This window comes from Clostridium sp. 1001275B_160808_H3 (assembly GCF_015550425.1).
In the GTDB taxonomy this organism is placed as follows: domain Bacteria; phylum Bacillota; class Clostridia; order Clostridiales; family Clostridiaceae; genus Clostridium.
In genome coordinates, this window is the sequence record NZ_JADNAT010000006.1 from 150,104 (window position 1) to 174,540 (window position 24,437).

Consider the following 24,437-nt stretch of genomic DNA (forward strand, 5'->3'; position numbering starts at 1 on the left):
AAAAAAACACCTCCCTAGGCTTAATTCTAGCCTTTAGAGGTGTTTTCTATACATTTTTTTCTATTTTATTATATCTTTTATTTTAGTCACAAGTATATCAATTGCAACTTTATTCTGTCCACCTTCTGGAACTATAATATCTGCGTATCTTTTTGTTGGTTCTGTAAATTGCATATGCATAGGTCTAACAACATCTAAATATTGACTAATAACTGAATCTACAGTTCTTCCTCTTTCATTAATATCTCTAACTAATCTTCTAAGGATTCTTATATCAGCATCAGTATCAACATATACCTTTATATCTAACAGCTCTCTAAGTCTTTCATCTTCTAATACCAATATACCTTCAACGATTATGATATCTTTAGGCTCTATCCTTACTGTTTCTTTAGCTCTATTATGATTTGAAAAATCATAAATAGGCTTATCGATAGCAATTCCATTCATTAAATCGCTTAAATGTTTAATTAGCAAATCATTATCAAATGCCCTTGGATGATCATAATTTGTTTTTACCCTTTCTTCCATAGATAAATGACTTTGATCTTTATAATACATATCTTGTTGTATCATTACTATACATTCATTAGAAAAACTTGAATATATGGCATCTGCAATGCTACTTTTACCAGATCCTGTTCCCCCAGTTATTCCAATTAAGATTGGCTTTTTCATTATAGTTCCTCCTTCTTATGTCTATAGCTCTAAAACTTTCTTACCTTTAATTAACATATCTTTTTCTTTTAATGGAGTCTCAACTTTAGCTTTAAATATCATATGTGCTCTATTCGCAACATTAGTTTTAACATCTTTCTCCACATCAAACATTTCTTCAAGTTTTACATTGAAATTAGGTGTATGAGCTCTTAAAACTTCAACTTCATCTCCTTCAAAAACTCTATTTTTTTGAAGGATAGTTGCTTCTTTAGTTTCAGGATCATAACTTTGAACAATACCTACTATATCATAATCTCTAACATAAGATGACACATCATAATTTTGTTCTCCAGTCTTGCCAAAGAAGAAACCTGTATGATATTGTCTATGACTTATTTTTAATAATGTATCCATCCATTCTTGCTTAAATTCATAGCCTTCAGGATTTGCCATATATGAATCAACAGCTTCTCTATATGCTTTAACAACTGAAGCTACATAAAATTCACTCTTCATTCTTCCTTCTATTTTTAATGAATGAATCCCGCTCTTAATAAGTTCTGGTATATGCTTTATCATACATAAATCTTTTGAATTCATTATATATGTACCATTATCATCTTCTACAACTGGATAATATTCGCCTGGTCTAGTTTCTTCAACTAAATAATACTTATATCTGCATGCATTTGAACATATTCCCTTGTTAGCATCTCTGCCTAACATATAATTTGAAATAAGACATCTACCTGAATATGCAATACACATTGAACCATGTATGAATACTTCTAATTCGCAATCCTCTGGTATATTTGCTTTTATTACATTAATTTCATTTAAAGTTAATTCTCTAGCTAAAACTACTCTCTTAACACCTTGTTCATACCAAAACTTAGTTGCCATCCAGTTAACTGTATTAGCTTGAGTACTTAAATGTATTTCTAAATCTGGTGCTGCTATTTTAGCTGCCATTACTATTGATGGATCTGCAGCTATAATTGCATCTATACCTAAATCATATAATCCTTTAATGTATTCTTCTACACCTTTTAAGTCATGGTTTCTTGGAAATACATTCATAGTTACATATAATTTTTTCCCTCTATCATGACAGTATTTTACACCTTCTGCCATTTCTTCGTTTGTGAAGTTATCTGAAAAAGCTCTTAAATTAAGCCTTCCTCCACCTATATATACTGCGTCTGCTCCAAAGTCTATTGCAATTTTTAATTTTTCTAGGCTCCCTGCTGGTGCTAAAATTTCTGGTTTTATCATATTTTTACCTCCTTTTAGTCACTGCAATTCCATCCCCCATTGGTATTACAGAAGTTATTAAATTTTTATCATTAGATACTAATTCTAAGTATTCTCTCATTCTTTTTACTATTGTAATTTTTCGTCTTTTTACTAATTCATTAGATGCAACCATGCCTCTAAACAAAACATTATCTGCTACTATAATTCCATCATCTTTTAACAATCTTAAACAATGTGGTAAAAAATGATTGTAGTGACCTTTGCCAGCATCCATAAATATTAAATCATATGGTTCTTTTAAATCCTCTAAAATTTCTAGACAATCTCCTTCTTTAATCTCTATTTTCCCTTCGAGATTATACTTTTTAAAATTTTCTCTAGCATATCTTATCATATTTTCATCACGTTCTATAGTAGTAATAGTTGGTTTCGTACCTGAAGCTTCATACATTAATATCGCTGAATATCCTATAGCTGTTCCAAGTTCTAAAATCCTTAAAGGTTTTTTCATACTAACCATAAATTCTAGAAATTTAGCTGTTTCTTTTTGTGCTATTGGAACCTTGTTTTCTTTAGCAAAATCCTCTAAATCTCTGTATTTATCACAAGCTTCAGGTATTAAACTTCTTATATATTCTTCCATATAATCATGGGTTATTCCACTCATATTACTCCTCCGAATAGCGGCTATAATTTATAACATTAAGTTTTTATCTTAATATCCAAGTTCATCTTGTTTTTCCATAAAATCTTCATAGTTATTAGTAAAGTAATGGGTTTTATCATTTTGTAAAACATAAAATAAATAATCTGTTTCATCAGGTTTTAGTGCAGCTTTTATTGATTCTAAACCTGGATTAGAGATTGGTCCTACAGGTAATCCATAATTTTTATATGTATTATATGGAGAATTTGTTTCTAAATGACTATATAATACTGTATCTACATGTTCACCTAATGCATATATTACAGTTGCATCTATCTGTAACATCATATCAATATTTAGTCTATTGATTATTACAGATGCAATCATAGGCCTTTCAGAATGAACTATTGCTTCTTTCTCAATCATTGATGCAATTGTTATTACAGTTTCAATATCTTCATCCTCAATATTTGTATTTGTTTCTTCCATTGCTTTATTAAGAATTTCTTTAAATCTTGAAACCATTTTTGTAATTATTTCTTTAGGTGTTTCTCCAACTTTTATTAAATATGTATCTGGAAATAAATATCCTTCTAAATTATATCTTTTTTCACTATTTATTTTTACAAATGACGGCAACTCATATTCTTTTATAGCTTTAATAAAATCCTCTTTACTACATATTCCTTGTCTTTCCATTTCCTCACTTATGTCATCTATTGTATATCCTTCAGGAACTGTAAACTTCACTATATTTAGTGACGATTCATTAGTTAATTTATTTATTAATTCATTAACACTTAAATCTTTTTGTAACACATATTCACCTGGTTTCACATCTATGTTTTTTCCTGAAACCTTAACAAACAATTTAATAAGCGGCAGACTTTTAATTTTTTTTTCTTTTGCTAAAGTATTTATTATACTATAAAAACTATCCCCTTCTTGTACATTGATAACTATGTCTTCTGAAGTGTTTAATGGTTTATTTATTACTCTTTTAAATAAAACAAACAAACTTATAATTAGTATTAAAATTATTATTATGGGAATTGTTTTGGATTTAAATTTTCTCATAAAAACCCCCTACATATAAAGTAAATAGCCTATTATGGCTATTTACTTTATTATAATACTTTTTTTTATACTTATAAAGAGATTTTATTTCATTTATTATTTTTTACTTCTACTTGATATTCTTCTTCTTTCAGCTGCATCTAATACTCTTTTTCTCATTCTTATATTTTCAGGTGTAACTTCAACTAATTCATCTGCATTAATAAATTCAAGACATTGTTCTAATGACATTGGTCTTGGTGGTGTTAGCTTAAGTGCATCATCTGATCCTGATGCTCTAGTATTAGTTAACTTTTTACCTTTACATACGTTTATATCTATATCTTCTGCTCTTGAACATTCACCAACTATCATTCCTTGATATACAGGAATTCCAGCTCCAATAAATAATGTTCCTCTTTCTTGTGCATTAAATAGGCCATATGTTATTGCATCACCATCTTCAAATGAACATATTGATCCTCTACTTCTTCCTGGAATTTCTCCTTTATATTTATCATATCCATGGAATACGTGGTTCATTATACCATTACCTTTTGTATCAGTCATGAATTCACTTCTAAATCCAATTAAACCTCTTGCTGGAACAACAAACTCTAATCTTGTATAACCATTTACTGCTGAAGTCATATTTACCATTTCAGCTTTTCTTGGTCCTAATTTTTCCATAACAGGTCCCATAAATTCTTCTGGAACGTCTATAGTTAAGTACTCCATAGGTTCTAACTTTTTACCATTTTCTTCTTTAAAGATAACATTGGCTTTTGAAACCTGGAATTCATAACCTTCTCTTCTCATTGTTTCAATAAGAATAGATAAGTGTAGTTCCCCTCTTCCTGAAACTTCGAAGCAATCTGAAGATACTTCATTAACTTTTAAACTTACGTTTGTTTCTAATTCTTTTAATAATCTATCTCTTAAATGTCTTGATGTAACAAATTCACCTTCTCTACCTGCAAAAGGAGAATCATTAACCATAAAGTTCATACTTAATGTAGGTTCATCTATTTCAACAAATGGTAGAGCTTCAGGTTCTTGGGCATCTGCTATAGTTTCCCCTATATTACAATCAGGAATACCACTTAATGCAATTATATCTCCAAGTGAAGCTTCTTGAGCATCTTCTCTATTTAATCCGTTATATGTAAATATACTTGAAACCCTATAATTTGTTGTACTACCGTCTTTTCTTACTAAAGCAACTTGTTGATTCTTTTTAACGGTTCCTCTATGTATTTTACCAATAGCTATTCTTCCTACATATTCATTTGTATCTAATGTAGTTACAAGCATTTGGAAAGGTCCATCTATATATCCCTTTGGAGGTTCTACATTTTCTAATATAGTTTCAAATAATGGAACCATATCAGTATTTGTATCCTCAACATTATATCTTGCAAATCCTTCTCTTGCAGATGCATAGATTATTTGGAAATCTAATTGTTCATCATCTGCTCCAAGCTCTAGGAATAATTCAAATACTTCATCAATTACTTCTTCTGGTCTTGCATTTGGTTTGTCTATCTTATTTATAACAACTATAGGTTGTAATCCAAGTTCTAATGCCTTCTTTAAAACAAACTTAGTTTGAGGCATTGGGCCTTCGTAAGAATCAACTACTAATAAAACAGAGTCTACCATCTTAAGTACACGTTCAACTTCTCCACCGAAGTCAGCATGCCCTGGAGTATCTACTACATTTATTTTAACCCCATTGTACATAATAGCTGTATTTTTAGAAAGAATTGTAATTCCTCTTTCTTTTTCTAAATCATTTGAATCCATTACTCTTTCTTCTACTTTTTCATTGTTTCTAAAAACGTGACTCTCTTTTAATAAAGCATCTACAAGTGTAGTCTTACCATGGTCAACGTGAGCTATTATAGCTATATTTCTTATATCATCTCTACTTATTAAATTCATTTAATTTCCTCCAGTATATTTTTAATGTAAACCTATAACTTATTTTTCCCAAAATAAAATTGGATACACCTGTATCCAATTTTTTTTAAAATTTATATCTTAGACTATATTCCATTCTAAGATTATTATTGCAAAATGTCAACCTTACAGATTATATTTCCATTATTATTGGTAATATCATAGGTTTTCTTTTTGTCTTTTCATATAGATATCCTCTTAGTTCATCTCTTACTTTAGACTTTAAGCTTGCCCAATCAGTTATATTATTTTCTTCACACTGTCTTAGAGCATCCTTAACTATTTCTTTAGCCTCGTCCATTAATCCCTCAGATTCTCTAACATAAACAAACCCTCTAGATATTATATCAGGTCCTGCAATAACTGAATTATTCTCTTTTGATAAGGTTACTACAACAGTTAAAATACCATCTTGAGATAAATGTTTTCTATCTCTTAAAACAATATTTCCAACGTCTCCAACACCTAATCCATCAACAAAGACTTGACCTGAATTTACAGATCCATTTCTTCTAATACTACTTCTATTAACTTCTATAACTCCACCATTTTCAGGAATTATAACATTTTGTTCTGGCATACCTAAAGATATTGCTAGCTCACCATGTTGCTTTAAGTGTCTATATTCACCATGAACTGGTATAAAGAACTTTGGTTTTACTAAACATTGCATTAACTTCAATTCTTCTTGACACGCATGCCCAGATACATGAATTTCAGCTAATGATTTATATATAACTTCAGCACCCTTTTGGAATAATTGATTTATAACCTTAGAAACCAATTTTTCATTTCCAGGAATTGGCGTTGCAGAGATTATTACAGTATCACCTTCTACAATGTTAACCTTTCTATGCTCTGAACTTGCCATTCTTGCAAGTGCTGACATTGGTTCACCTTGACTACCTGTAGTTATAATTACTACTTTGTCATTTGTGTACTTGTTGATTTGATCTATGCTGACCAAAATATCTTTTTCAAATTCTAAATATCCAAGTTCCGCAGCTACAGCTACTATATTTTCCATACTTCTTCCTGATACTGCAACTTTTCTTCCATGCATACTTGCTGCATCAATTATTTGTTGTATTCTGTGTACATTAGATGCAAATGTTGCAACGATAATTCTACCTTTTGCTTTCGAAAATAATCTTGCAAAACTTTCACCTACTACTTTTTCAGACATAGTGTATCCTGGCTTTTCAACATTTGTTGAATCAGCCATCATTGCTAACACACCTCTTTTACCAATTTCAGCAAATCTTGCAAAATCCATTGGTTCTCCATCTATAGGAGTGTAGTCAATTTTAAAATCTCCTGTGTGTAAAACTACCCCAAGTGGAGTGTGTATTGCTATTGCAACTGAATCTGCAATAGAATGATTTGTTTTTATAAACTCTACTGAAACTGAGTTTAATTTAATTACATCTCTTGGTTTAACTCTTATTAATTCTGTTGAACTTAATAATCCGTGCTCCTTAAGCTTAGTTTCAACAATTCCAAGAGTTAATTTTGTTCCATATACAGGTACATCTAATTGTTTTAAAACATAAGGTAATGCACCTATATGGTCCTCGTGCCCATGAGTTAAAAATATCCCTCTTATCTTATCTTTATTTTTTAATAAATAACTAATATCTGGTATTACTAAGTCAATACCGAACATATCTTCATCTGGGAATTTCAAGCCGCAATCTATAACTACTATATCATTTTTATATTCTATTGCAGTTATATTTTTACCTATTTCATTTATCCCACCTAAAGGAATAATCTTAACTTTTGCCTTCTCGTTTTTCAATATGTCCCCTCCTTCTTCCTAAAATATGTATTACAAAGGTTGTCATCTCCATAGAGAGGATTTCCCTTATTTATCTTATTTATTGTTATCCATTTTGCTTTGGCATTTTCTACAAACACCAAAGAATTTAACACTATGGTCTACAATTTTAAAACCATATGATCTTTCAACTTCTTCTTCAAGTTCATCTAATAAATCATCCTGAACCTCAATAACGCTTTTGCATTCATTACAAACTAAGTGATGGTGTCTATGCCCCTCATCTTTACGAACTAATTCATATCTACTACAACCATCATTTAAATCCAGCTTACAGATTACACCTAATTCTTCTAACAAAATTATAGTTCTATATACTGTAGCTAAACCAATCTCAGGACAACTCTTTTTAACTTCATCATAAATTTCTTCTGCAGTTAAATGTTCTCCTTCTTTATCTATAATAGTGTCAACTATAGCTCTTCTTTGAGGCGTCAATTTATACCCTTTTTGTTTTAAATCTTCTTTTAAAACATTAAAATCTATACTATTTGATTGTTCCACAAACAACACCCCTTTCCTTTTTTCTTAGTTAGATTTTATTCTTCATCAGCAAAAATAGTATCATAAGCTTCTTGAACGGCTGCTAATTCAACTTCGTCATCTATAGGTATTAATAGATCATCTCCGTCTTCATCTACTCCTACCTTTAAAGCAAATATATCATCTTCAGTATAATCATCATCATAAACTATAACATATTCACTTTTTTCTTCTGTATCTGGATTTACCATATCAAAAAATGCAACAACATTTAACTTTACTAATTTTCCATCTTCATCATATAATTCTAATTGTTTTAAATCCTTATCCATAAATTTTCTCTCCTTTTTTTATAATTGTAATTTTTACCTTAATGGTTGTCAATAATAATTTTCAATTGGAAATGAATTAATTATTTCATACTAAGCCTATCTAAATATCCTTGTAGTATATAAGTAGCTGCTATTTTATCAACTATTTTCTTTCTTTTTCCCCTTGATAAGTCCGCTTCAAGCATCGCCTTATGAGCAGCTACAGTAGTAAGTCTTTCATCCCACATCTCAATTTTTATACCTGTAGCTTCTTTTATTATCTCTGAAAGTTCTAGTACTCTTTCTCCTGATTCCCCTATAGTCCCATTCATATTTTTAGGTAAACCTATTACTATAGTTTCAACAGAATATTCTTTACATATTTTTTTGATTTCTTCTATATCCTGCTCTCTTTTAGTCCTTCTTATAGTAGTAATTCCCTGTGCAGTCCAACCTAAAGGATCACTTATTGCAACACCTATAGTTTTAGATCCAACATCTAAACCTAGTATTCTCATATTTATCTCCTTAAACATTAAAGAGTGCCCGATTTAACGGGCACTCTTTATTTTATTTCTAAATAAGATTTTATAACTTCCTCAAGAATTTCATCTCTTTCAAGTTTTCTTAGTAAAGCTCTTGCTCCGTTGTAGCTTGTGATGTAAGAAGGGTCCCCTGAAATAAGATATCCAACTAACTGATTTATCGGATTATAACCTTTCTCCTGTAACGCATTGTAAACATCTGTCAATATTGACTTTGTTAAATCCTCTTTGTTGATGTTTAAATTAAATTGCATTGTTTGATCTAAGTTATTATTCATACAACTGCTGCTATTTGCAGCTCACCCCCTTACTTATATTTAGTTTAACAGTATCCCTAATAATATTATCTCTTATTTTAAAAATTCTATTCACGGGTTTACTTAATTTAATTATATTATAAACCATATAATTATAAAAGTACACTATTTTACTAAAGATTATTTTATTAAAGATTCTACTACTACGTATGTTTTTTCAATTGCAGATTTGATATTTTCTGGATTCTTACCGCCAGCTTGAGCCATATCCGGTCTTCCACCGCCGCCTCCGCCTACTACTGCAGCAACCTCTTTAATTATCTTTCCACAATGAATACCTTTTTCTAAAACATCCTTAGTAGCCATAGAAACCACATTAACTTTTCCACCTACATTACTTAATAAGACAACAACTCCACTTGAAAGTTTATTTCTCATTTTATCTCCTAAGTCTCTTAATGCATTTCCATCTATTCCTTCTACACCATAAGCTACTACTTTTACACCATTTACTTCTTTAACTGAGGCTAAAATATCATCTTCGACACCGCTTGTTAACTTGCTCTTAAGCTCTAAAATTTCTTTTTCTTTTTCTTTAATTTCAACACCTTGTGAAGCTATCTTCTTTAATACATCTTTTTCACTACATTTTAAAGCACTACATGCTTCTTTTAGGAGTCTTTGCTTTTCTTCCATATATTTTATAGCATTTAATCCTGACACTGCTTCTATTCTTCTTATTCCAGCAGCAACACCTGCTTCATTTATTATTTTAAATAATCCAATTTCTCCTGAGTTATTAACGTGAGTACCTCCACAAAGTTCCTTTGAGAATTCTCCAACACTTACAACTCTAACCTTATCTCCATATTTATCATCAAATAAAGCCATTGCACCTGATTCTCTTGCTTCATCTAAAGTCATAAGATTTGTATTAACATTAAATACTTCCATTATCTTTTTGTTAACTAACTCTTCTACCTTTTCTATTTCATCTTCTGTTAACCCTTGAAAGTGAGCAAAGTCAAATCTTAATCTTTCATCATCAACATATGAACCTGCTTGATTTACATGCTTACCTACAACTTGTTTTAACGCCTCATGTAGCATATGTGTAGCAGTATGATTCTTAGTTATATTATTTCTTCTTAAAACATCTATCTTTAGATTTGCCACTTCATTTATCTTTATTGTTCCATCTAAAACTTTAACATAATGAATAGTTTTTCCACCAACATTTTTCTTAGTATCATAGACACAAGCTTCTCCAGAAGAAGTTTTTATAATACCTTTGTCACCTACTTGACCACCCATTTCAGCATAAAAAGGTGTTTTTTCAGTAACTATATATCCCTTTTCACCTTTTGACAATTCATCTACAAACTCATTATCATTAGCTAAAACAAGAATTTTAGAATCTACTTCAACATTGCTATATCCAATAAACTCAGTATTTATTGAAGCTTCTATCTTATTAATTGGGCTTTCATCGCTTCCCATATATGATGATTCCCCTCTTGCACTTCTTGCTCTTTGTCTTTGCTCATCCATTTCTTTTCTAAATGCTTCGTGATCAACATTCATGCCTTTTTCTTCTAAGATTTCTTCTGTTAACTCTATAGGGAATCCATAAGTATCATATAGTTTAAATGCTTTTTCACCCTTTAAAGTTTTTTCATTAGAAGATTCCATATCTTCTATATAGTCATTTAATATGTTCATTCCTGAATCTATTGTTTCATTAAATCTTTCTTCTTCTAGTGAAACTATTCTTTCTATATATTCTTTATTTTCTATAAGCATTGGATACGCACCACTATAGTTTTCAACTACTGATTGAACTATTTCAGTTAAGAATAATCCCTTTATACCAAGTAATCTTCCATGTCTAGCTGCTCTTCTTAAAAGTCTTCTTAATACATATCCTCTACCTTCATTACTTGGTTGAACACCATCAGAAATTAGCATAGTTACAGATTTAACATGATCTGTTATTATTCTTAAAGAAATGTCTTTAAGCTTATCTTCCCCATATTTTACTCCTGAAAGCTCTGATACTTTATTTAAAATATTTTTAACTGTATCTATTTCAAATATATTATCTACACCTTGCATTATAGTTGCAATTCTTTCAAGTCCCATTCCTGTGTCTATATTAGGATTTGCTAATTTATTGTAATTTCCTTCTTCATCCTTATCAAATTGAGTAAATACAAGATTCCAAAACTCAACTACTCTATCTTCATCACTTGCTTTTACAAAGTCATCTACATTTGTAATTACACCCTCGCCTCTATCATAATGAATTTCTGTACATGGTCCACATGGGCCAACACCTATTTCCCAGAAGTTATCATCTTTTCCTAATCTAAATATCCTATTTGGATCTACATTTGTCTTTTTACACCAAATATCATAAGCTTCATCATCTTCTAAATATATTGTTACGTATAATTTATCTTTTGGAATTTGAAGAGTTTCAGTTATGAACTCCCAAGCCCAAGGAATAATTTCTTCTTTAAAATAATCTCCAAATGAGAAGTTCCCAAGCATTTCAAAGAATGTACCATGTCTTGAAGTCTTACCTACATTTTCTATATCTCCTGTTCTTATGCACTTTTGGCAAGTAGTTATTCTTTTTCTTGGTGGCTCTTGTAAGCCAGTGAAATATGGCTTAAGAGGTGCCATACCTGCATTTATTAATAATAAAGATTTATCATTTTTAGGGACTAGAGGAAAACTCTCTAATCTTAAGTGATCTTTTGATTCAAAAAATCTTAAATAAGCTTCTCTAAGCTCGTTTGTTCCCATGAACTTCATATATATTACCTCCATTTTTTACTTTACAGTATTTTATAATAAAAAAAGTTTCCATCCCTATAAAAAAGGGACGAAAACATAAATTCCGCGGTACCACCCTAATTATGTATTAACAATACATCACTTAGATAATATAGCTCCAAGATAGCTTCAATATATTATGTAAGAAGTTTTCACCAACCACTTCTTCTCTAAATACATAGTGTATATTTACTCATTCTCTTCAACGCTAAATATTAATTTTTCTTATATTTCAATGAAATTATAGTTTATTTATTAAAATATGTCAATTATTTTATTAAAACAAATAATCATTGATATCATCATATATTACTTTAACTATAACTCCTATTGGAACTGCCACTATCATCCCTATGAGCCCACCTAATTTTTCTCCTACCAACAATAAAATTATAATTATTATAGGATGCATATTAGTACTATCACCTGTTATTTTAGGAGATAATATATTTCCTTCAATTTGTTGTATCAAAAATATTGCTAAAAGTGTCCATAACGCTTTATTGGGCGATTCCAAAAGTGCTACAAATATAGCAGGAACTCCACCTATTATTGGCCCAAAATAAGGTACTATATTCAAGACACCATTAAATATACCAAGTATTAATGCAAATTTAACATTTATTATAAGTAGAACAATAAATGTTAGTACTCCTATAATTAATGATAATAATAATTGACTTATTATATATCTTGACAAAACTTTATCTATATGACTAATAACCTTTTTAGCAATTATCCTCTTTTCTGTTGGTAATATTAATAAAAGCTTATTATAAATAAGATCACCATCAACTAGGAAATAATATGTTACTATTGGTACAATAGCAAAAGAAATCATACTTTCAAAACAAACCATTAAGTTTTCCAAAAAATTATCAGTAGCTTTACTAAAAAACATATTTATTTCTTCACTCATTTGATTATATATTGATTTTAAAAAGGATATATCATTTAAATTCAATTTATCTACAATATTCTTAACATATTCATCAATATTATCTAGTATATATCCAATATTAGAGCTTTCTCTTAACATTGAAGGGATAACTATATATGAAAGTAATATTAAACCAAATAATATAGTTAGTATTATAGAAATTGACGAAATCCTTTTGCTTAATTTAAACTTCTCACTTATAGTATCTCTTAGAGGTTTTAAAGCATAGGCCAATATAAATCCTATAAAAATAATATTTACTATACTGTTTATTGTCTTAATTTTTATATACAAAATTAAAATTAAAACAATTGATAGGATTATTAAAATTGAATTTATAATCTTTTTATATTTCTTATATATCAACATGTTTTTCTTTTACGAGGTATACTTTGAAGCCTAACCTCATCACTTCCATAATATAAGATAAAGTCTTCACCTAATAAACAATCTTTCAATAACAATATTTCTTTACCTTTTATCATCCTATCAAATATTCCCGAACTCATAACTATGCCTTTTATTGATAAATCTTTTTTTTCAATTATTAAATCTTCTAATACCCCTCTCATTGTATTATTTTTATCTTTAATATCCATATCTTTTATACTCTTAAAAGATAATCCTTCTTTTTTATTTAATTCTTTTACAATCATTACTTCTTCTAAAGAAATAATATCACCGCTTCTAACAAAATTTTTCTTACTAAACAGAAGATAATTAGAAACAAAAAAACCAACTATTTTACCTTCATGAAAATTAATATATATGTCATCTACAACACCTAGGTACTTCCCCCTTATATCATACACTTTTAGTAGATAGAAATCCTTACTCTTTAACATAAGCTTTCTCCCTTCTATATAGAATAACTATATTATCTCCTAAAGATAAAAAAAAATTCTCATATATACATATGAGAATTTTCTTATTTATATAATTTCTTCTATTATTCCGCCACCAACAACGACGTTTCCATCATAAAATACAACTGATTGTCCTTTAGTTATAGCTCTTTGCTTTTCCTTAAAAGAAACTTTAACTTTTCCATCTGCAAGTGGTGATATTATTGCTTCAGAAGGTTTTGCCTGATATCTAACCTTAGCAAATACAGTTGTTTCTTCATTAAGAGAATCAAAAGGAATAAAGTTAACATCCTTTGCAACTAAATCAGTTTTAAACACATCTTCTTCTGGCCCTATAACAACTTCATTAGTTCTTGGGTTTATATCAGTAACAAAAATAGGAGTTCCTAATGCTAAACCTAAGCCTTTTCTTTGGCCAATTGTATAATAAACTATACCTTTATGTTTACCTAATATATTACCATTTTTATCAACAAAATTTCCTTCTCTCACTTGATTTGGTCTAGCATTTAAAATGTATTTACCATGATTATTATCAGGTATAAAGCATATTTCTTCACTATCTTTTTTATTGTGAACTGCAAGACCAATCTCTTTAGCTATTTCTCTTATTTTATCCTTAGTATAATCTCCACAAGGCATTAATGTTTGACTTAATTGTTCTTGTGTAAAGTTATATAAAGCATATGTCTGATCTTTTTTATCATCATCTGCTTTTATTAAAAGATATCTACCATCTTCTTTTTTCTCTATTTTAGCATAATGTCCTGTAGCTACATAATCAGCTCCAATCCCTTTTGCTCTTCTTAGAAATTCATCAAACTTTATATGTTTATTACAAGCAATACATGGATTAGGTGTTTTTCCTTCCATATACTCTTGTACAAAATAATCTATTACCTTTTCTTTAAATGAATCCTTAAAATTAAGAACATAAAAAGGTATTCCTAGTTTATCGGCAACTCTTCTTGCATCTTCTACTGAAGAAAGAGAACAACATCCACCTTCTCTTTCAACATAGTCTTCATCTTCATCATCAAAATGTTTCATTGTTACGCCTATTACTTCGTAACCTTGCTCTTTTAAAAGATATGCAGCAACGGAGCTATCAACTCCGCCACTCATACCTACAACTACTTTTTTCTTCATATTAATTCCTATTCGTGACCATGAACATGATCATGTATATCATCATGTTCTTCAAAATCCCAAAGCTCTAAACCTGTGTTTTTTCTATAGTCATTAATTGCCTTATGTATAGCTTCTTCTGCTAAAACAGAACAATGCATCTTTACAGGTGGAAGTCCATCTAAAGCTTCTGCTACTGCTTTATTTGATAATTCCCAAGCTTCTTCTACAGTCTTTCCTTTTATTAATTCTGTTGCCATTGATGATGAAGCAATAGCAGATCCACATCCAAATGTTTTGAATTTAACATCTTTAACTATATTGTCTTCAATTTTTAAATAAACCTTCATTATATCTCCGCATTTAGCGTTTCCCACTTCACCTACGCCATTTGCATCTTCAATTTCCCCTACATTTCTTGGATTTCTAAAATGATCCATAACCTTATCGCTGTACATCATAATATTTTTCTCCCTTCTTTAAAAAGTCTTCCCATAATGGAGACATATTTCTAAGTCTTTCTATAATAGGTGGAACAACTTCAAGTACATAATCTACATCTTCATCTGTTGAACCATCACCTAATGTCAATCTTAGAGATCCATGAGCTAACTCATGAGGTAATCCTATTGCTAGTAATACGTGAGATGGATCAAGTGATCCTGAAGTACATGCACTACCACTTGATGCGCATACACCTTCAAAGTCTAATGATAGAAGTATTGATTCACCTTCTATAAATTCAAAAGTAATATTAGCATTACCTGGTAATCTTTTTTCCCCTACTGGTCCATTTAATCTTGTATGTGGTACATTTAATAAACCTTCAATTAATCTATCTCTAAGTTTAGTTATCTTCTTATTATGTTCTTCTAAATTTTCAGTAGCAAGTTCAATTGCCTTTCCAAGCCCTACTATAGAAGCTGTATTTTCAGTTCCAGCTCTTCTAGCTCTTTCTTGACCACCACCATGAATTAAGTTGTCAATTCTAACGCCTTTTCTTATATAAAGTGCTCCTATTCCTTTTGGTCCATAAACTTTATGTCCTGCTAAAGATAATAAATCAATATTCATTTCTTTAACATCTACTGGAACATTTCCTATTGCTTGAACTGCATCAGTATGGAATAAAACTTTTCTTTCTCTACAAATTTCCCCTATTTCTTTAACAGGTTGAATAGTTCCTATTTCGTTATTTGCAAACATAATTGAAACTAATATTGTCTTATCAGTTATAGCATTTTTAAGTTCTTCTAAGTCAATAAAACCTTCTTTGTCTACATTCAGATAAGTCACTTCAAATCCATTTTTCTCTAAGTATTCACATGTGTGAAGTACTGCATGGTGTTCAATTTTTGTTGTTATAATATGGTTTCCCTTTTTTCTATGAGCTGATGCTATTCCTTTAATAGCCCAGTTATCTGCTTCTGATCCGCCACCAGTAAAATAAACCTCATTTGGATCACAATTTAAAGTATTAGCAACTCTACTTCTAGCTTTATCAATAGCCATTTTAGTTTCTCTAGAAATTCCATAGAAAGATGATGGATTTCCGTACCTTTCAGTAAAGAATGGCATCATTTCTTCTAAAACTTCTGGTTTAACATATGTAGTTGCTGCATAATCCATGTATACATTTCTCATGTCTATTCGCTCCTTTTAACAATCTTAACGGATTGATTTTCATCCTTCATTCTTACATAATCATCTACTATATCTTGAAGTGTAATGTTTTTCATTACTTCATCAATACTATTTTTAATTTTTTCCCATAACAATCTAGTAGCACAAAAATCTACGTTATCACACTCTGTTCCTTCAATGCATTCAGCAATTTCAACAGGTCCTTCAAGTACATTCATAACATCTGCTACTGTTATATCCTTTGGAGCATAATTTAACACATATCCACCTTGAGCACCTCTTATACTTTTAATAAGTTTTGCTTTTCTAAGTGGTGAAAATAATTGCTCTAAATAATATTCTGATATATTTTGTCTTTGGGAGATTGTTTTTATTGAAACGGGGGCATCTCCATAGTGCATTGCAAGGTCTACCATAGCCTTGACCCCGTATCTACCTTTAGTAGAAAGCTTCATTATACTTCCCCCTTTAATGTTGACTATTTTACTAGTATTTACTTTATATATCTTACCAAACCACTCTACTATTGTCAATAATCATCATTTCATCATAACTCCTTATTTTATCTTGTTCCAATACATAGTTATGCTTTCCTCATATTTATTTTTTTGAGGAAAATAATATTTAGAATCTTTTAATCTTTCTGGCATATATATTTGTTTTACATAGTTATTTTCATAATCGTGTGGATACTTATACCCTGAAACACCTAAGCTTTCTGCTCCGGAATAATGTGCATCCTTTAAATAATTGGGTACATCTCCTATATTCTTGTTTTCTAAATCCTTCATAGCATTAGCAATAGCTAAATATGCACTATTAGATTTAGGTAATGTAGCTAAATATATAACAAGTTCTGCTAGTATTATTTGTGCCTCTGGAAGCCCTACCTTTAAAGCCAACTCTATACCTGAATTTACTACACTTAGCGCATTAGGATGTGCAAGTCCTATATCTTCTGCTACTATTACAGAAATTCTTCTTATTATTGCCGTTAAGTTTCCTGATTTAATAAGCCTTGCTAAATAATGTATAGCTGCATCAGGATCACTGCCCCTTATGCTTTTTTGCAATGCACTTAATAAATTGTAATACTCATCACCACTTGCATCTGCTCTCATATGAGATTGATTCAAACTTTCTATATATTCTACAGATATTTCCTTTATATTTTTAAGTTGTGAATTTATAGTTAATTCTAATATATTATAAGCTTTTCTATAATCTCCTTGAGAAATTTCACCAATATACTTCAAAGCTTCTAAAGAATACTCTACATTAATACCTTCACCAATTAGCTTTTTTATCGCCTTCTCTAACCCTATAGTTATATCATGTATATTTAGTGCCTCAAATTTGAATATATTACATCTACTTAATATTGCCTTATGAATTGCAAAATAAGGATTTTCTGTAGTGCTTGCTATTAATGTAACTCTTCCATTCTCTATAAATTCCAAAAGTGCTTGTTGCTGTTTTTTGCTAAAATGCTGTAATTCATCAATATATATAACTACTCCATTATAGTTAAGTAAACTATCCAAACTCTCAGTAATTTCTTGTATATCTTTTACAGAAGCAGTTGTAGCATTTAATTTATAAAATTTTCTATCAACATAATTTGCCATTATATTTGCTAAAGTTGTTTTTCCTGTTCCTGGTGGTCCATACAGTATACAATTTGGAATCATCTTATTTATAATTAAGTTATATAACGGCTTTCCTTTAGCTAATATCTCATTTTGACCAACAAAATCTTCTAATGTTTTTGGTCTCATTATTTCTGCTAATGGTTTCATTATTTTCACTCTTTCTTTTTGTTATTTTTAATTAAATCCTTCATTTAATTCTTTAGCCTTTTCAATATCTTCATATTCAGTAAATCCTTCTATAAAAATTTCTCCGTCTTTTTCTTTTACAATTACTTCAATTGGTACATCTTCGCCTATAGCCTCATCACTTGCATGTTCATCGCCATGTGTCTCTAAAGCTTTTGCTACCATATCAAGAGTCATACACACTTTATATTTTCCATTTTCATTTTTTATACTTACTATTTTACTTTCATATTTCTCAAGATTTAATTCACCTATATATAATGAGTAAAACTCTACATAATTGCAAACATAAAAATTATCCTCACTTATATGTTTCTTCATAGTATCATCGTATCCATCTTTATATGATAAAACTAAATCAATTGTTTCTTTTATCCTTTTCTCATCTTGCCTACTTACATCCTTTGTACATCCAAACATAAGTATTTGTGCAAATAATAATAAAGATATTATTAATATTTTCTTTTTCATATATTTCCTCCATTTTGTAATATTAATTCTTTGTAATATCTTAATAAATTCTCTTTATAAATAATATCACAATTTCTTGTCATATATGAGTAATATGTAAATAAAAAATAGAGACTACATAAGAGTAGCCTCTATTTTTTTATCATAAAATATTATTTTTTCTTAGTTTCTTTTTTAACTTCTTTAGTTTTTGGACCTTCATAAGCTGTAATATACATTTCTCTTAATTCACTCATTAATGGATATCTTGGGTTAGCACCTGTACATTGATCATCAAATGCTTGCTCAACCATTTCATCTAATGTTTCATAGAACTTAGTTTCAGATACTCCAGCTTCTTTTATAGTTTTTGGCATATTAACTTGAGCTTGTAATTTCTCAACAGCCTTTATTAATAATTCTACCTTTTCTTCTTCAGTGTTTCCGCCTAATCCAAGATGATCAGCTATTCTAGCATATCTCCATGCTGCATTTGGATATTTGTATTGAGCAAATGCTGCTTGTTTAGTTGGAGCATCAGTTGCATTGAATCTTATAACTTCATTCATTAATAATGAGTTTGCCATACCGTGTGGTAAGTGATGGAATGCACCTAATTTATGAGCCATTGAGTGTGTAATTCCTAAGAATGCATTTGAGAATGCCATCCCAGCCATACATGATGCATGAGCCATTTTTTCTCTAGCTTTAACATTAGTTGTTCCTTCATTATAAGCATCTGGTAAATACTTAAATACTAATCTTATTGCTTCTAAAGCTAAACCATTAGTATATTCTGAAGCCATTATTGATACATACGCTTCAATTGAGTGAACTAATACGTCTATTCCTGCACAAGCTGTTAATCCCTTTGGTGAAGTCATCATAAGCTCAGCATCAACTATTGCCATATCTGGAGTTAGTTCATAATCTGCAAGTGGATATTTAACACCTGTAGTTTCATCTGTAATAACAGCAAATGGAGTTACTTCTGAACCTGTTCCTGCTGATGTAGCTATTGATACCATCATAGCTTTTTCACCCATAGTTGGGAATTTATAAACTCTCTTTCTTATATCCATAAATCTCATTGCTAAATCTTCAAATTTAACTTCTGGATGTTCATACATTACCCACATAATTTTTGCAGCATCCATTGCTGATCCACCACCAAGGGCAATTATTACATCTGGATTGAAATCTAACATTTCTTTTGCTCCAGCTTTTGCACATCTAAGTGTTGGGTCTGGTTCAACATCTGAGAATATTTTAAATTGTATTCCGTTTCTTTCTAAAACTTCTGTAACCTTATTTGTATATCCCATTTCAAATAATACTTTATCAGTTACTATAAATGCCTTCTTTTTACCCATATCTCTTAATTCTTCTAAAGCTACTGGTAAACAACCATATTTGAAGTAAACTTTTTCTGGAACTCTAAACCAAAGCATATTTTCTCTCCTTTCAGCTATGCTCTTAATGTTAATTAAGTGCTTTGGACCAACATTTTCTGAAACTGAGTTTCCTCCCCATGATCCACATCCAAGAGTTAATGATGGAGCTAGTTTAAAGTTAAATATATCCCCAATAGCACCTTGAGATGCTGGCATGTTTATTAATGTTCTAGCTGTCTTCATCATTTCTCCAAATTTTAATATTCTATCTCTTGATTTAAGTTGATCAGTGTAAAGAATTGAAGTATGTCCCATACCACCTAATTCTATTAATCTATTAGCCTTTTCTAAAGCCTCTTCATATGACTTAACTCTATACATAGCTAAAATTGGAGATAATTTTTCATGTGAAAATGGTTCTTCTAATTCTACAGATTCAACTTCACCAATTAAAACTTTAGCTGTTGTTGGAACATTAACTCCTGCCATTTCTGCAATTTTATAAGCTGATTGACCAACTATATTTGCATTTAATCCACCTTTTTCATTTAATATAATCTTTCTAACCTTATCTACTTCTTCACCCTTAAGAATGTAAGCTCCTCTATCACTTAATTCACTCTTAACTTCATCATAAACTTGATCTATAACAACTAGTGATTGTTCTGATGCACAAATAACCCCATTATCAAATGTTTTTGAAAGTAATATTGAGTTTACAGCCATCTTTATGTGAGCAGTTTCATCTATTATAGCTGGAGTATTACCTGCTCCAACTCCTAAAGCTGGTCTTCCTGATGAATAAGCCGCTTTTACCATTGCTGGACCACCTGTTGCAAGAATTATATCAGATTCTCTCATAACATTTTGTGATAATTCTACTGATGGCTCATCTATCCATCCTATGATTCCCTCTGGAGCTCCAGCCTTAACTGCTGCTTCTAATACTATTCTAGCAGCTTCAATTGTAGCTTTCTTTGCTCTTGGGTGTGGTGATATAATTATTGCATTTCTAGTTTTTAATGCTATTAAAGTTTTAAATATAGCTGTTGAAGTTGGATTAGTTGTTGGAACTATAGCTGCTATAACTCCTATTGGTTCTGCAACCTTTGTTATACCAAAAGTTTTATCTTCTTCTAAAACTCCACAAGTTTTCATATCTTTATATTGATTATATATATATTCAGCTGCGAAATGATTCTTAATAACTTTATCTTCTACTATTCCCATTCCAGTTTCAGCAACTGCCATCTTTGCTAATTTAATTCTGTTATCATTTGCCGCCATAGCTGCTTGTCTAAAAATCTCATCTACTTGCTCTTGATTATAAGTAGCAAATACCCTTTGTGCTTCTCTTAATTCTTTAATTCTTTGAGTTAATTCCTGTGCATTTGTTACAGCCATCTTTTATTCCTCCTAAATATCTATAAGTTAATTTTTACATTCTGATTTATTTACTTTTTTAATATTATGTTTAACTTAACTACATTTTCATTTTATTCCATTGTTTAATTTTTGTCAATCTTTTTTTGTTAAAAGTTTATCACATTTTTTATTTTCTTATTTTTTGTACTATTTTAATGCAATTTCATAAGTTTAAATTTTCCTTTCTTTATTTATTTTGTATTCAAGTTTGATATTTCTTATAATATTCGACTTTATACCTCTACCATTTTCTGAATACTTGCTCATTTTTGAGTTATGGTATAATTTTAGAAAAAATCCCCAAGAAATTTGTTGAGTTAATTTTGTAAATTTCGGTAGTTAATTGTTATATTTATAACAATTAATGAGTTAAACTTAACAATTCCTTGACCAATATTTTCAAAAATAAAAATATTAGCTTTATTATAAATACTAAAGCTAATATTAATTTTCCAAAAATCCGTTTAAATATTCATATATAATAATCTTTAATTCGTAAGATTATTATATTAAACTTTATATTCACTTATATATTTTTATACGTAATTATCTAATAAGGTTAAAAGCTATTTTTCTTTAATTACTTATTATTAAGTTTCCCTTTTTTCTTATAGAATTAATTTAAAATATTCAAAAGAATATATTCTATAAATTATATATTCCATCCATAATATATAAACATCATAATTATTATTTTTATTTAAATTTTTATTAGTTATTTTATAAAAAATAAAGGTAATATGTTTATATTTATAAACATATTACCTTTATTTGTACTAATCATTTAGGAATAGCTCTATGCCCTATCCCAATCACTACTTCATCTAAATGTAGGAGTCCAACACTTAGAAAAATACATACAGTTAGGTGTTCTCCTCTTCTTGCAATCCCTACTTTTCCACCTACATTTTGTCCACTTGCTCTGTTCCAAACCTGCATCAATGCATCTCTAGTTGCTCCAATTACTCCACCTTCGTGTAAATGTTCTTCTCTTATTACTCCATTTCTTTTAGAAGCTACTAATGCTCTTTCTAATATTTTAGATGTTGAATCATTTATATTACCACCTATATTTACAGCAGTTACTAAGACACCTTTTTTCTTAAATTCAACCTTAAGTTCTTCCTCTTCATCTCTAGATGAAATTGCCATCCTAGTTGCATACTTAGCAACTTCTAAACTAGTGTTTCCCATAATATCCTCCCACCCCTAATATTTATACATTAATAATATCATAAACATTAGATTCATTATAGTAACTTAAACTGATTACTTTATTAGAACAACTAGTTTTTCTTACTTTATATTTTCACATTTATCTTTAAAATATTTATTTAATTTATCTAAAGACCCTATCAATACATTCTTTTCATCTTCTGAAAGATCATCCATCATACTTCTTACCATTTCATTATGAAATCTTTCATGTAGTCTATGTGCAACTTTTCCCTTTTTAGTTAATTCAACTAACACTACTCTTCTATCTTCTTCTATTCTTTTTCTATCTACATATCCCTTTTTAATTAATCTATTAATTGATGTAGTTAATGTTCCAACAGTTATACCTAAATCCTGTGCTACTTCACTCATCATTCTTTGTTCTTTTCTTCCTATTGTCTCGATTGTATGCATTTCTCTAACAGATAAGTCTGAAAAATGCCCACTTTTCAAAGTTTTTTCTTCAATTTGTAATATTTCATTAAATATTTTTACAAGCAACTCATTAACTATATTTTCACTTCTTTGCATAATAACTTTATCCCATCCTTTTTCTATAGTTCCTCAATTAAATAATAATCTAATAGTAATCAAATTTCAATTGTATAATAAATATTTTTATATAAAGTATTTTGAATATCAAAATTAATTTAACATTTTTATATAAATTATATTTTCATTATTTCTTAATACATCTATTATTTTATCCAATTTTACATATCCAGGTTGTATAATTGTATATATAGCATGAACCTCACTTTCATCATAACGATTTTTTTCTTTATCTAAAAGGTATTCAACTATTTTTATCTTTAAGTTTTCATTTTCAAGCGATTTTTGTATTTCTATATTTACATTCTCTATATCATGATATTTAATTTCAACCTTCTTAACTATATTCTTTGATATAAACTTGCTTTCTATTCTTTTCAAAAAAACTAATGTTATAACTATTATAATAGCTCCAAATATACTTATATAATATTCTCCCATCCCTATAGATAGTCCTAGACAAGCAACTATCCATAAAGTTGCTGCAGTAGTTAATCCCTTAATATTTCCCTTGGTATGGATTATAGCTCCTGCTCCAATAAATCCAACCCCAGTAATTACTTGTGCTCCTAGTCTTCCATAATCAATTTTTATAACATCACTTAACTCTTTATTTGCTTCAATCATTGCAATTGCTTTATTTCCCATATCAATTTGTAATAAAGATATTATTGTTGCTCCTAAGCATACTAATATATGGGTTCTAAATCCTGCTGCTCTATGTTGCATTTCCCTTTCATATCCAATTATTCCTCCAACTATAACAGCAAGAACTAACCTGATTATTATTTCTCTAATGTCTAATATCATCTTATCCTCCTTTAAAGTGCTAAGTTAAAATACTACATTATTTATCTTATGATTCAAAGTAAAGTATTTTGATTATATTTCTATAAAACATATATTATTTTCTATATTTTTTTATAATAAAAAAAGGGGCTATATCAAAATAAATTTTAATATTAGCCTACAAAAAAGAAGTTCTAATTTAATTCAAACTTCCCTTTTTGTAAATATATAAATAATAAATAAAAATTTGTATTTAAGTTTAAAAACGTCTTTAAGTAAGTAAAATCAATGGTTTAAAAGGGGCTCGCGTTTCGCGAGCCCCTTTATAAAAATAA

The 24,437-nt window shown here is 29.4% G+C and carries 23 protein-coding genes and 1 other annotated feature; all 23 genes read right to left on the reverse strand.

Annotated features, from left to right (window positions below):
• Positions 1 to 60: 60 nt before the first annotated feature.
• The gene (udk, locus tag I2A75_RS06595) at positions 61 to 678 is read right to left on the reverse strand and encodes a uridine kinase (RefSeq protein WP_195263679.1); all 618 of its coding nucleotides are present in this window, start codon (positions 676 to 678) and stop codon (positions 61 to 63) included.
• A gap of 21 nt (positions 679 to 699) precedes the next feature.
• On the reverse strand, positions 700 to 1,935 hold the full coding sequence (locus I2A75_RS06600; RefSeq protein ID WP_195263680.1) for a U32 family peptidase: 1,236 nt from the start codon (positions 1,933 to 1,935) through the stop codon (positions 700 to 702).
• A 4-nt stretch (positions 1,936 to 1,939) separates the two neighbouring features.
• Positions 1,940 to 2,584, reverse strand: a complete 645-nt coding sequence (locus I2A75_RS06605) for an O-methyltransferase (RefSeq protein WP_195263681.1) — start codon at positions 2,582 to 2,584, stop codon at positions 1,940 to 1,942.
• A 48-nt stretch (positions 2,585 to 2,632) separates the two neighbouring features.
• On the reverse strand, positions 2,633 to 3,640 hold the full coding sequence (gene mltG, locus I2A75_RS06610; RefSeq protein WP_195263682.1) for an endolytic transglycosylase MltG: 1,008 nt from the start codon (positions 3,638 to 3,640) through the stop codon (positions 2,633 to 2,635).
• Positions 3,641 to 3,736: 96 nt separating this feature from the next.
• Positions 3,737 to 5,563 carry a translational GTPase TypA gene (gene typA, locus I2A75_RS06615; RefSeq protein WP_195263683.1) on the reverse strand — a complete coding sequence of 609 codons (1,827 nt, stop codon included), beginning with the start codon at positions 5,561 to 5,563 and terminating at the stop codon, positions 3,737 to 3,739.
• A gap of 151 nt (positions 5,564 to 5,714) precedes the next feature.
• On the reverse strand, positions 5,715 to 7,382 hold the full coding sequence (locus I2A75_RS06620) for a ribonuclease J (RefSeq protein ID WP_195263684.1): 1,668 nt from the start codon (positions 7,380 to 7,382) through the stop codon (positions 5,715 to 5,717).
• Positions 7,383 to 7,457: 75 nt separating this feature from the next.
• Positions 7,458 to 7,925 (reverse strand): Fur family transcriptional regulator, encoded by a 468-nt coding sequence (locus I2A75_RS06625; RefSeq protein WP_195263685.1) that lies wholly within the window; start codon positions 7,923 to 7,925, stop codon positions 7,458 to 7,460.
• 35 nt (positions 7,926 to 7,960) lie between these two features.
• Entirely contained in the window at positions 7,961 to 8,236 is a 276-nt protein-coding gene (locus I2A75_RS06630) for a DUF1292 domain-containing protein (protein ID WP_195263686.1), read from the reverse strand.
• A gap of 80 nt (positions 8,237 to 8,316) precedes the next feature.
• Positions 8,317 to 8,733: a Holliday junction resolvase RuvX gene (gene ruvX, locus I2A75_RS06635; protein ID WP_195263687.1), complete on the reverse strand. Its 417-nt coding sequence runs from the start codon at positions 8,731 to 8,733 to the stop codon at positions 8,317 to 8,319.
• Positions 8,734 to 8,780: 47 nt separating this feature from the next.
• The gene (locus I2A75_RS06640) at positions 8,781 to 9,038 is read right to left on the reverse strand and encodes an IreB family regulatory phosphoprotein (RefSeq protein ID WP_008678270.1); all 258 of its coding nucleotides are present in this window, start codon (positions 9,036 to 9,038) and stop codon (positions 8,781 to 8,783) included.
• Positions 9,039 to 9,197: 159 nt separating this feature from the next.
• Positions 9,198 to 11,837 carry an alanine--tRNA ligase gene (gene alaS / locus I2A75_RS06645; protein ID WP_195263688.1) on the reverse strand — a complete coding sequence of 880 codons (2,640 nt, stop codon included), beginning with the start codon at positions 11,835 to 11,837 and terminating at the stop codon, positions 9,198 to 9,200.
• A 63-nt stretch (positions 11,838 to 11,900) separates the two neighbouring features.
• Positions 11,901 to 12,073 (reverse strand) — a binding site (T-box leader).
• Positions 12,074 to 12,135: 62 nt separating this feature from the next.
• Positions 12,136 to 13,167 (reverse strand): AI-2E family transporter, encoded by a 1,032-nt coding sequence (locus I2A75_RS06650; RefSeq protein ID WP_195263689.1) that lies wholly within the window; start codon positions 13,165 to 13,167, stop codon positions 12,136 to 12,138.
• Positions 13,161 to 13,643, reverse strand: coding sequence for a PRC-barrel domain-containing protein (locus I2A75_RS06655; protein ID WP_195263690.1), 483 nt, complete (start codon positions 13,641 to 13,643; stop codon positions 13,161 to 13,163). The genes I2A75_RS06650 and I2A75_RS06655 overlap by 7 nt, the downstream gene beginning before the upstream one ends.
• An 87-nt stretch (positions 13,644 to 13,730) precedes the next feature.
• Positions 13,731 to 14,819 carry a tRNA 2-thiouridine(34) synthase MnmA gene (mnmA, locus tag I2A75_RS06660; RefSeq protein WP_195263703.1) on the reverse strand — a complete coding sequence of 363 codons (1,089 nt, stop codon included), beginning with the start codon at positions 14,817 to 14,819 and terminating at the stop codon, positions 13,731 to 13,733.
• Between the two features lie 2 nt (positions 14,820 to 14,821).
• Positions 14,822 to 15,253 carry a Fe-S cluster assembly scaffold protein NifU gene (gene nifU / locus I2A75_RS06665; protein WP_008678265.1) on the reverse strand — a complete coding sequence of 144 codons (432 nt, stop codon included), beginning with the start codon at positions 15,251 to 15,253 and terminating at the stop codon, positions 14,822 to 14,824.
• Positions 15,237 to 16,436, reverse strand: a complete 1,200-nt coding sequence (gene nifS / locus I2A75_RS06670) for a cysteine desulfurase NifS (protein WP_195263691.1) — start codon at positions 16,434 to 16,436, stop codon at positions 15,237 to 15,239. Before nifS ends, nifU begins: the two co-directional genes overlap by 17 nt.
• Positions 16,437 to 16,438: 2 nt before the next feature.
• Positions 16,439 to 16,891 carry an Rrf2 family transcriptional regulator gene (locus I2A75_RS06675; protein WP_195263692.1) on the reverse strand — a complete coding sequence of 151 codons (453 nt, stop codon included), beginning with the start codon at positions 16,889 to 16,891 and terminating at the stop codon, positions 16,439 to 16,441.
• A 102-nt stretch (positions 16,892 to 16,993) separates the two neighbouring features.
• Entirely contained in the window at positions 16,994 to 18,235 is a 1,242-nt protein-coding gene (locus I2A75_RS06680) for a replication-associated recombination protein A (RefSeq protein ID WP_195263693.1), read from the reverse strand.
• A 27-nt stretch (positions 18,236 to 18,262) separates the two neighbouring features.
• Positions 18,263 to 18,745 (reverse strand): hypothetical protein, encoded by a 483-nt coding sequence (locus tag I2A75_RS06685; RefSeq protein WP_195263694.1) that lies wholly within the window; start codon positions 18,743 to 18,745, stop codon positions 18,263 to 18,265.
• Positions 18,746 to 18,897: 152 nt separating this feature from the next.
• On the reverse strand, positions 18,898 to 21,522 hold the full coding sequence (adhE, locus tag I2A75_RS06690) for a bifunctional acetaldehyde-CoA/alcohol dehydrogenase (protein ID WP_195263695.1): 2,625 nt from the start codon (positions 21,520 to 21,522) through the stop codon (positions 18,898 to 18,900).
• An 801-nt stretch (positions 21,523 to 22,323) separates the two neighbouring features.
• Entirely contained in the window at positions 22,324 to 22,737 is a 414-nt protein-coding gene (locus I2A75_RS06695; protein WP_195263696.1) for a HutP family protein, read from the reverse strand.
• A 102-nt stretch (positions 22,738 to 22,839) separates the two neighbouring features.
• Complete coding sequence (locus I2A75_RS06700; protein WP_195263697.1) at positions 22,840 to 23,292, reverse strand: MarR family transcriptional regulator; 453 nt, start codon at positions 23,290 to 23,292, stop codon at positions 22,840 to 22,842.
• 114 nt (positions 23,293 to 23,406) lie between these two features.
• Positions 23,407 to 24,123, reverse strand: coding sequence for an MgtC/SapB family protein (locus tag I2A75_RS06705; protein ID WP_195263698.1), 717 nt, complete (start codon positions 24,121 to 24,123; stop codon positions 23,407 to 23,409).
• Positions 24,124 to 24,437 lie beyond the last annotated feature (314 nt).

Coding starts and splice junctions, on each gene's coding strand:
- I2A75_RS06600 (WP_195263680.1), bottom strand. CDS start 1,935: ATGATAAAACCAGAAATTTTAGCACCAGCAGGGAGCCTAGAAAAATTA.
- mltG (WP_195263682.1), bottom strand. CDS start 3,640: ATGAGAAAATTTAAATCCAAAACAATTCCCATAATAATAATTTTAATA.
- typA (WP_195263683.1), bottom strand. CDS start 5,563: ATGAATTTAATAAGTAGAGATGATATAAGAAATATAGCTATAATAGCT.
- I2A75_RS06630 (WP_195263686.1), bottom strand. CDS start 8,236: ATGGATAAGGATTTAAAACAATTAGAATTATATGATGAAGATGGAAAA.
- I2A75_RS06685 (WP_195263694.1), bottom strand. CDS start 18,745: ATGAAAAAGAAAATATTAATAATATCTTTATTATTATTTGCACAAATA.
- I2A75_RS06680 (WP_195263693.1), bottom strand. CDS start 18,235: ATGAAACCATTAGCAGAAATAATGAGACCAAAAACATTAGAAGATTTT.
- adhE (WP_195263695.1), bottom strand. CDS start 21,522: ATGGCTGTAACAAATGCACAGGAATTAACTCAAAGAATTAAAGAATTA.
- I2A75_RS06675 (WP_195263692.1), bottom strand. CDS start 16,891: ATGAAGCTTTCTACTAAAGGTAGATACGGGGTCAAGGCTATGGTAGAC.
- ruvX (WP_195263687.1), bottom strand. CDS start 8,733: ATGAGAATACTAGGTTTAGATGTTGGATCTAAAACTATAGGTGTTGCA.
- I2A75_RS06700 (WP_195263697.1), bottom strand. CDS start 23,292: ATGCAAAGAAGTGAAAATATAGTTAATGAGTTGCTTGTAAAAATATTT.
- nifU (WP_008678265.1), bottom strand. CDS start 15,253: ATGATGTACAGCGATAAGGTTATGGATCATTTTAGAAATCCAAGAAAT.
- nifS (WP_195263691.1), bottom strand. CDS start 16,436: ATGAGAAATGTATACATGGATTATGCAGCAACTACATATGTTAAACCA.
- I2A75_RS06705 (WP_195263698.1), bottom strand. CDS start 24,123: ATGATATTAGACATTAGAGAAATAATAATCAGGTTAGTTCTTGCTGTT.
- I2A75_RS06650 (WP_195263689.1), bottom strand. CDS start 13,167: ATGTTGATATATAAGAAATATAAAAAGATTATAAATTCAATTTTAATA.
- I2A75_RS06655 (WP_195263690.1), bottom strand. CDS start 13,643: ATGTTAAAGAGTAAGGATTTCTATCTACTAAAAGTGTATGATATAAGG.
- alaS (WP_195263688.1), bottom strand. CDS start 11,837: ATGAAGTTCATGGGAACAAACGAGCTTAGAGAAGCTTATTTAAGATTT.
- udk (WP_195263679.1), bottom strand. CDS start 678: ATGAAAAAGCCAATCTTAATTGGAATAACTGGGGGAACAGGATCTGGT.
- I2A75_RS06695 (WP_195263696.1), bottom strand. CDS start 22,737: ATGGGAAACACTAGTTTAGAAGTTGCTAAGTATGCAACTAGGATGGCA.
- I2A75_RS06605 (WP_195263681.1), bottom strand. CDS start 2,584: ATGAGTGGAATAACCCATGATTATATGGAAGAATATATAAGAAGTTTA.
- I2A75_RS06640 (WP_008678270.1), bottom strand. CDS start 9,038: ATGAATAATAACTTAGATCAAACAATGCAATTTAATTTAAACATCAAC.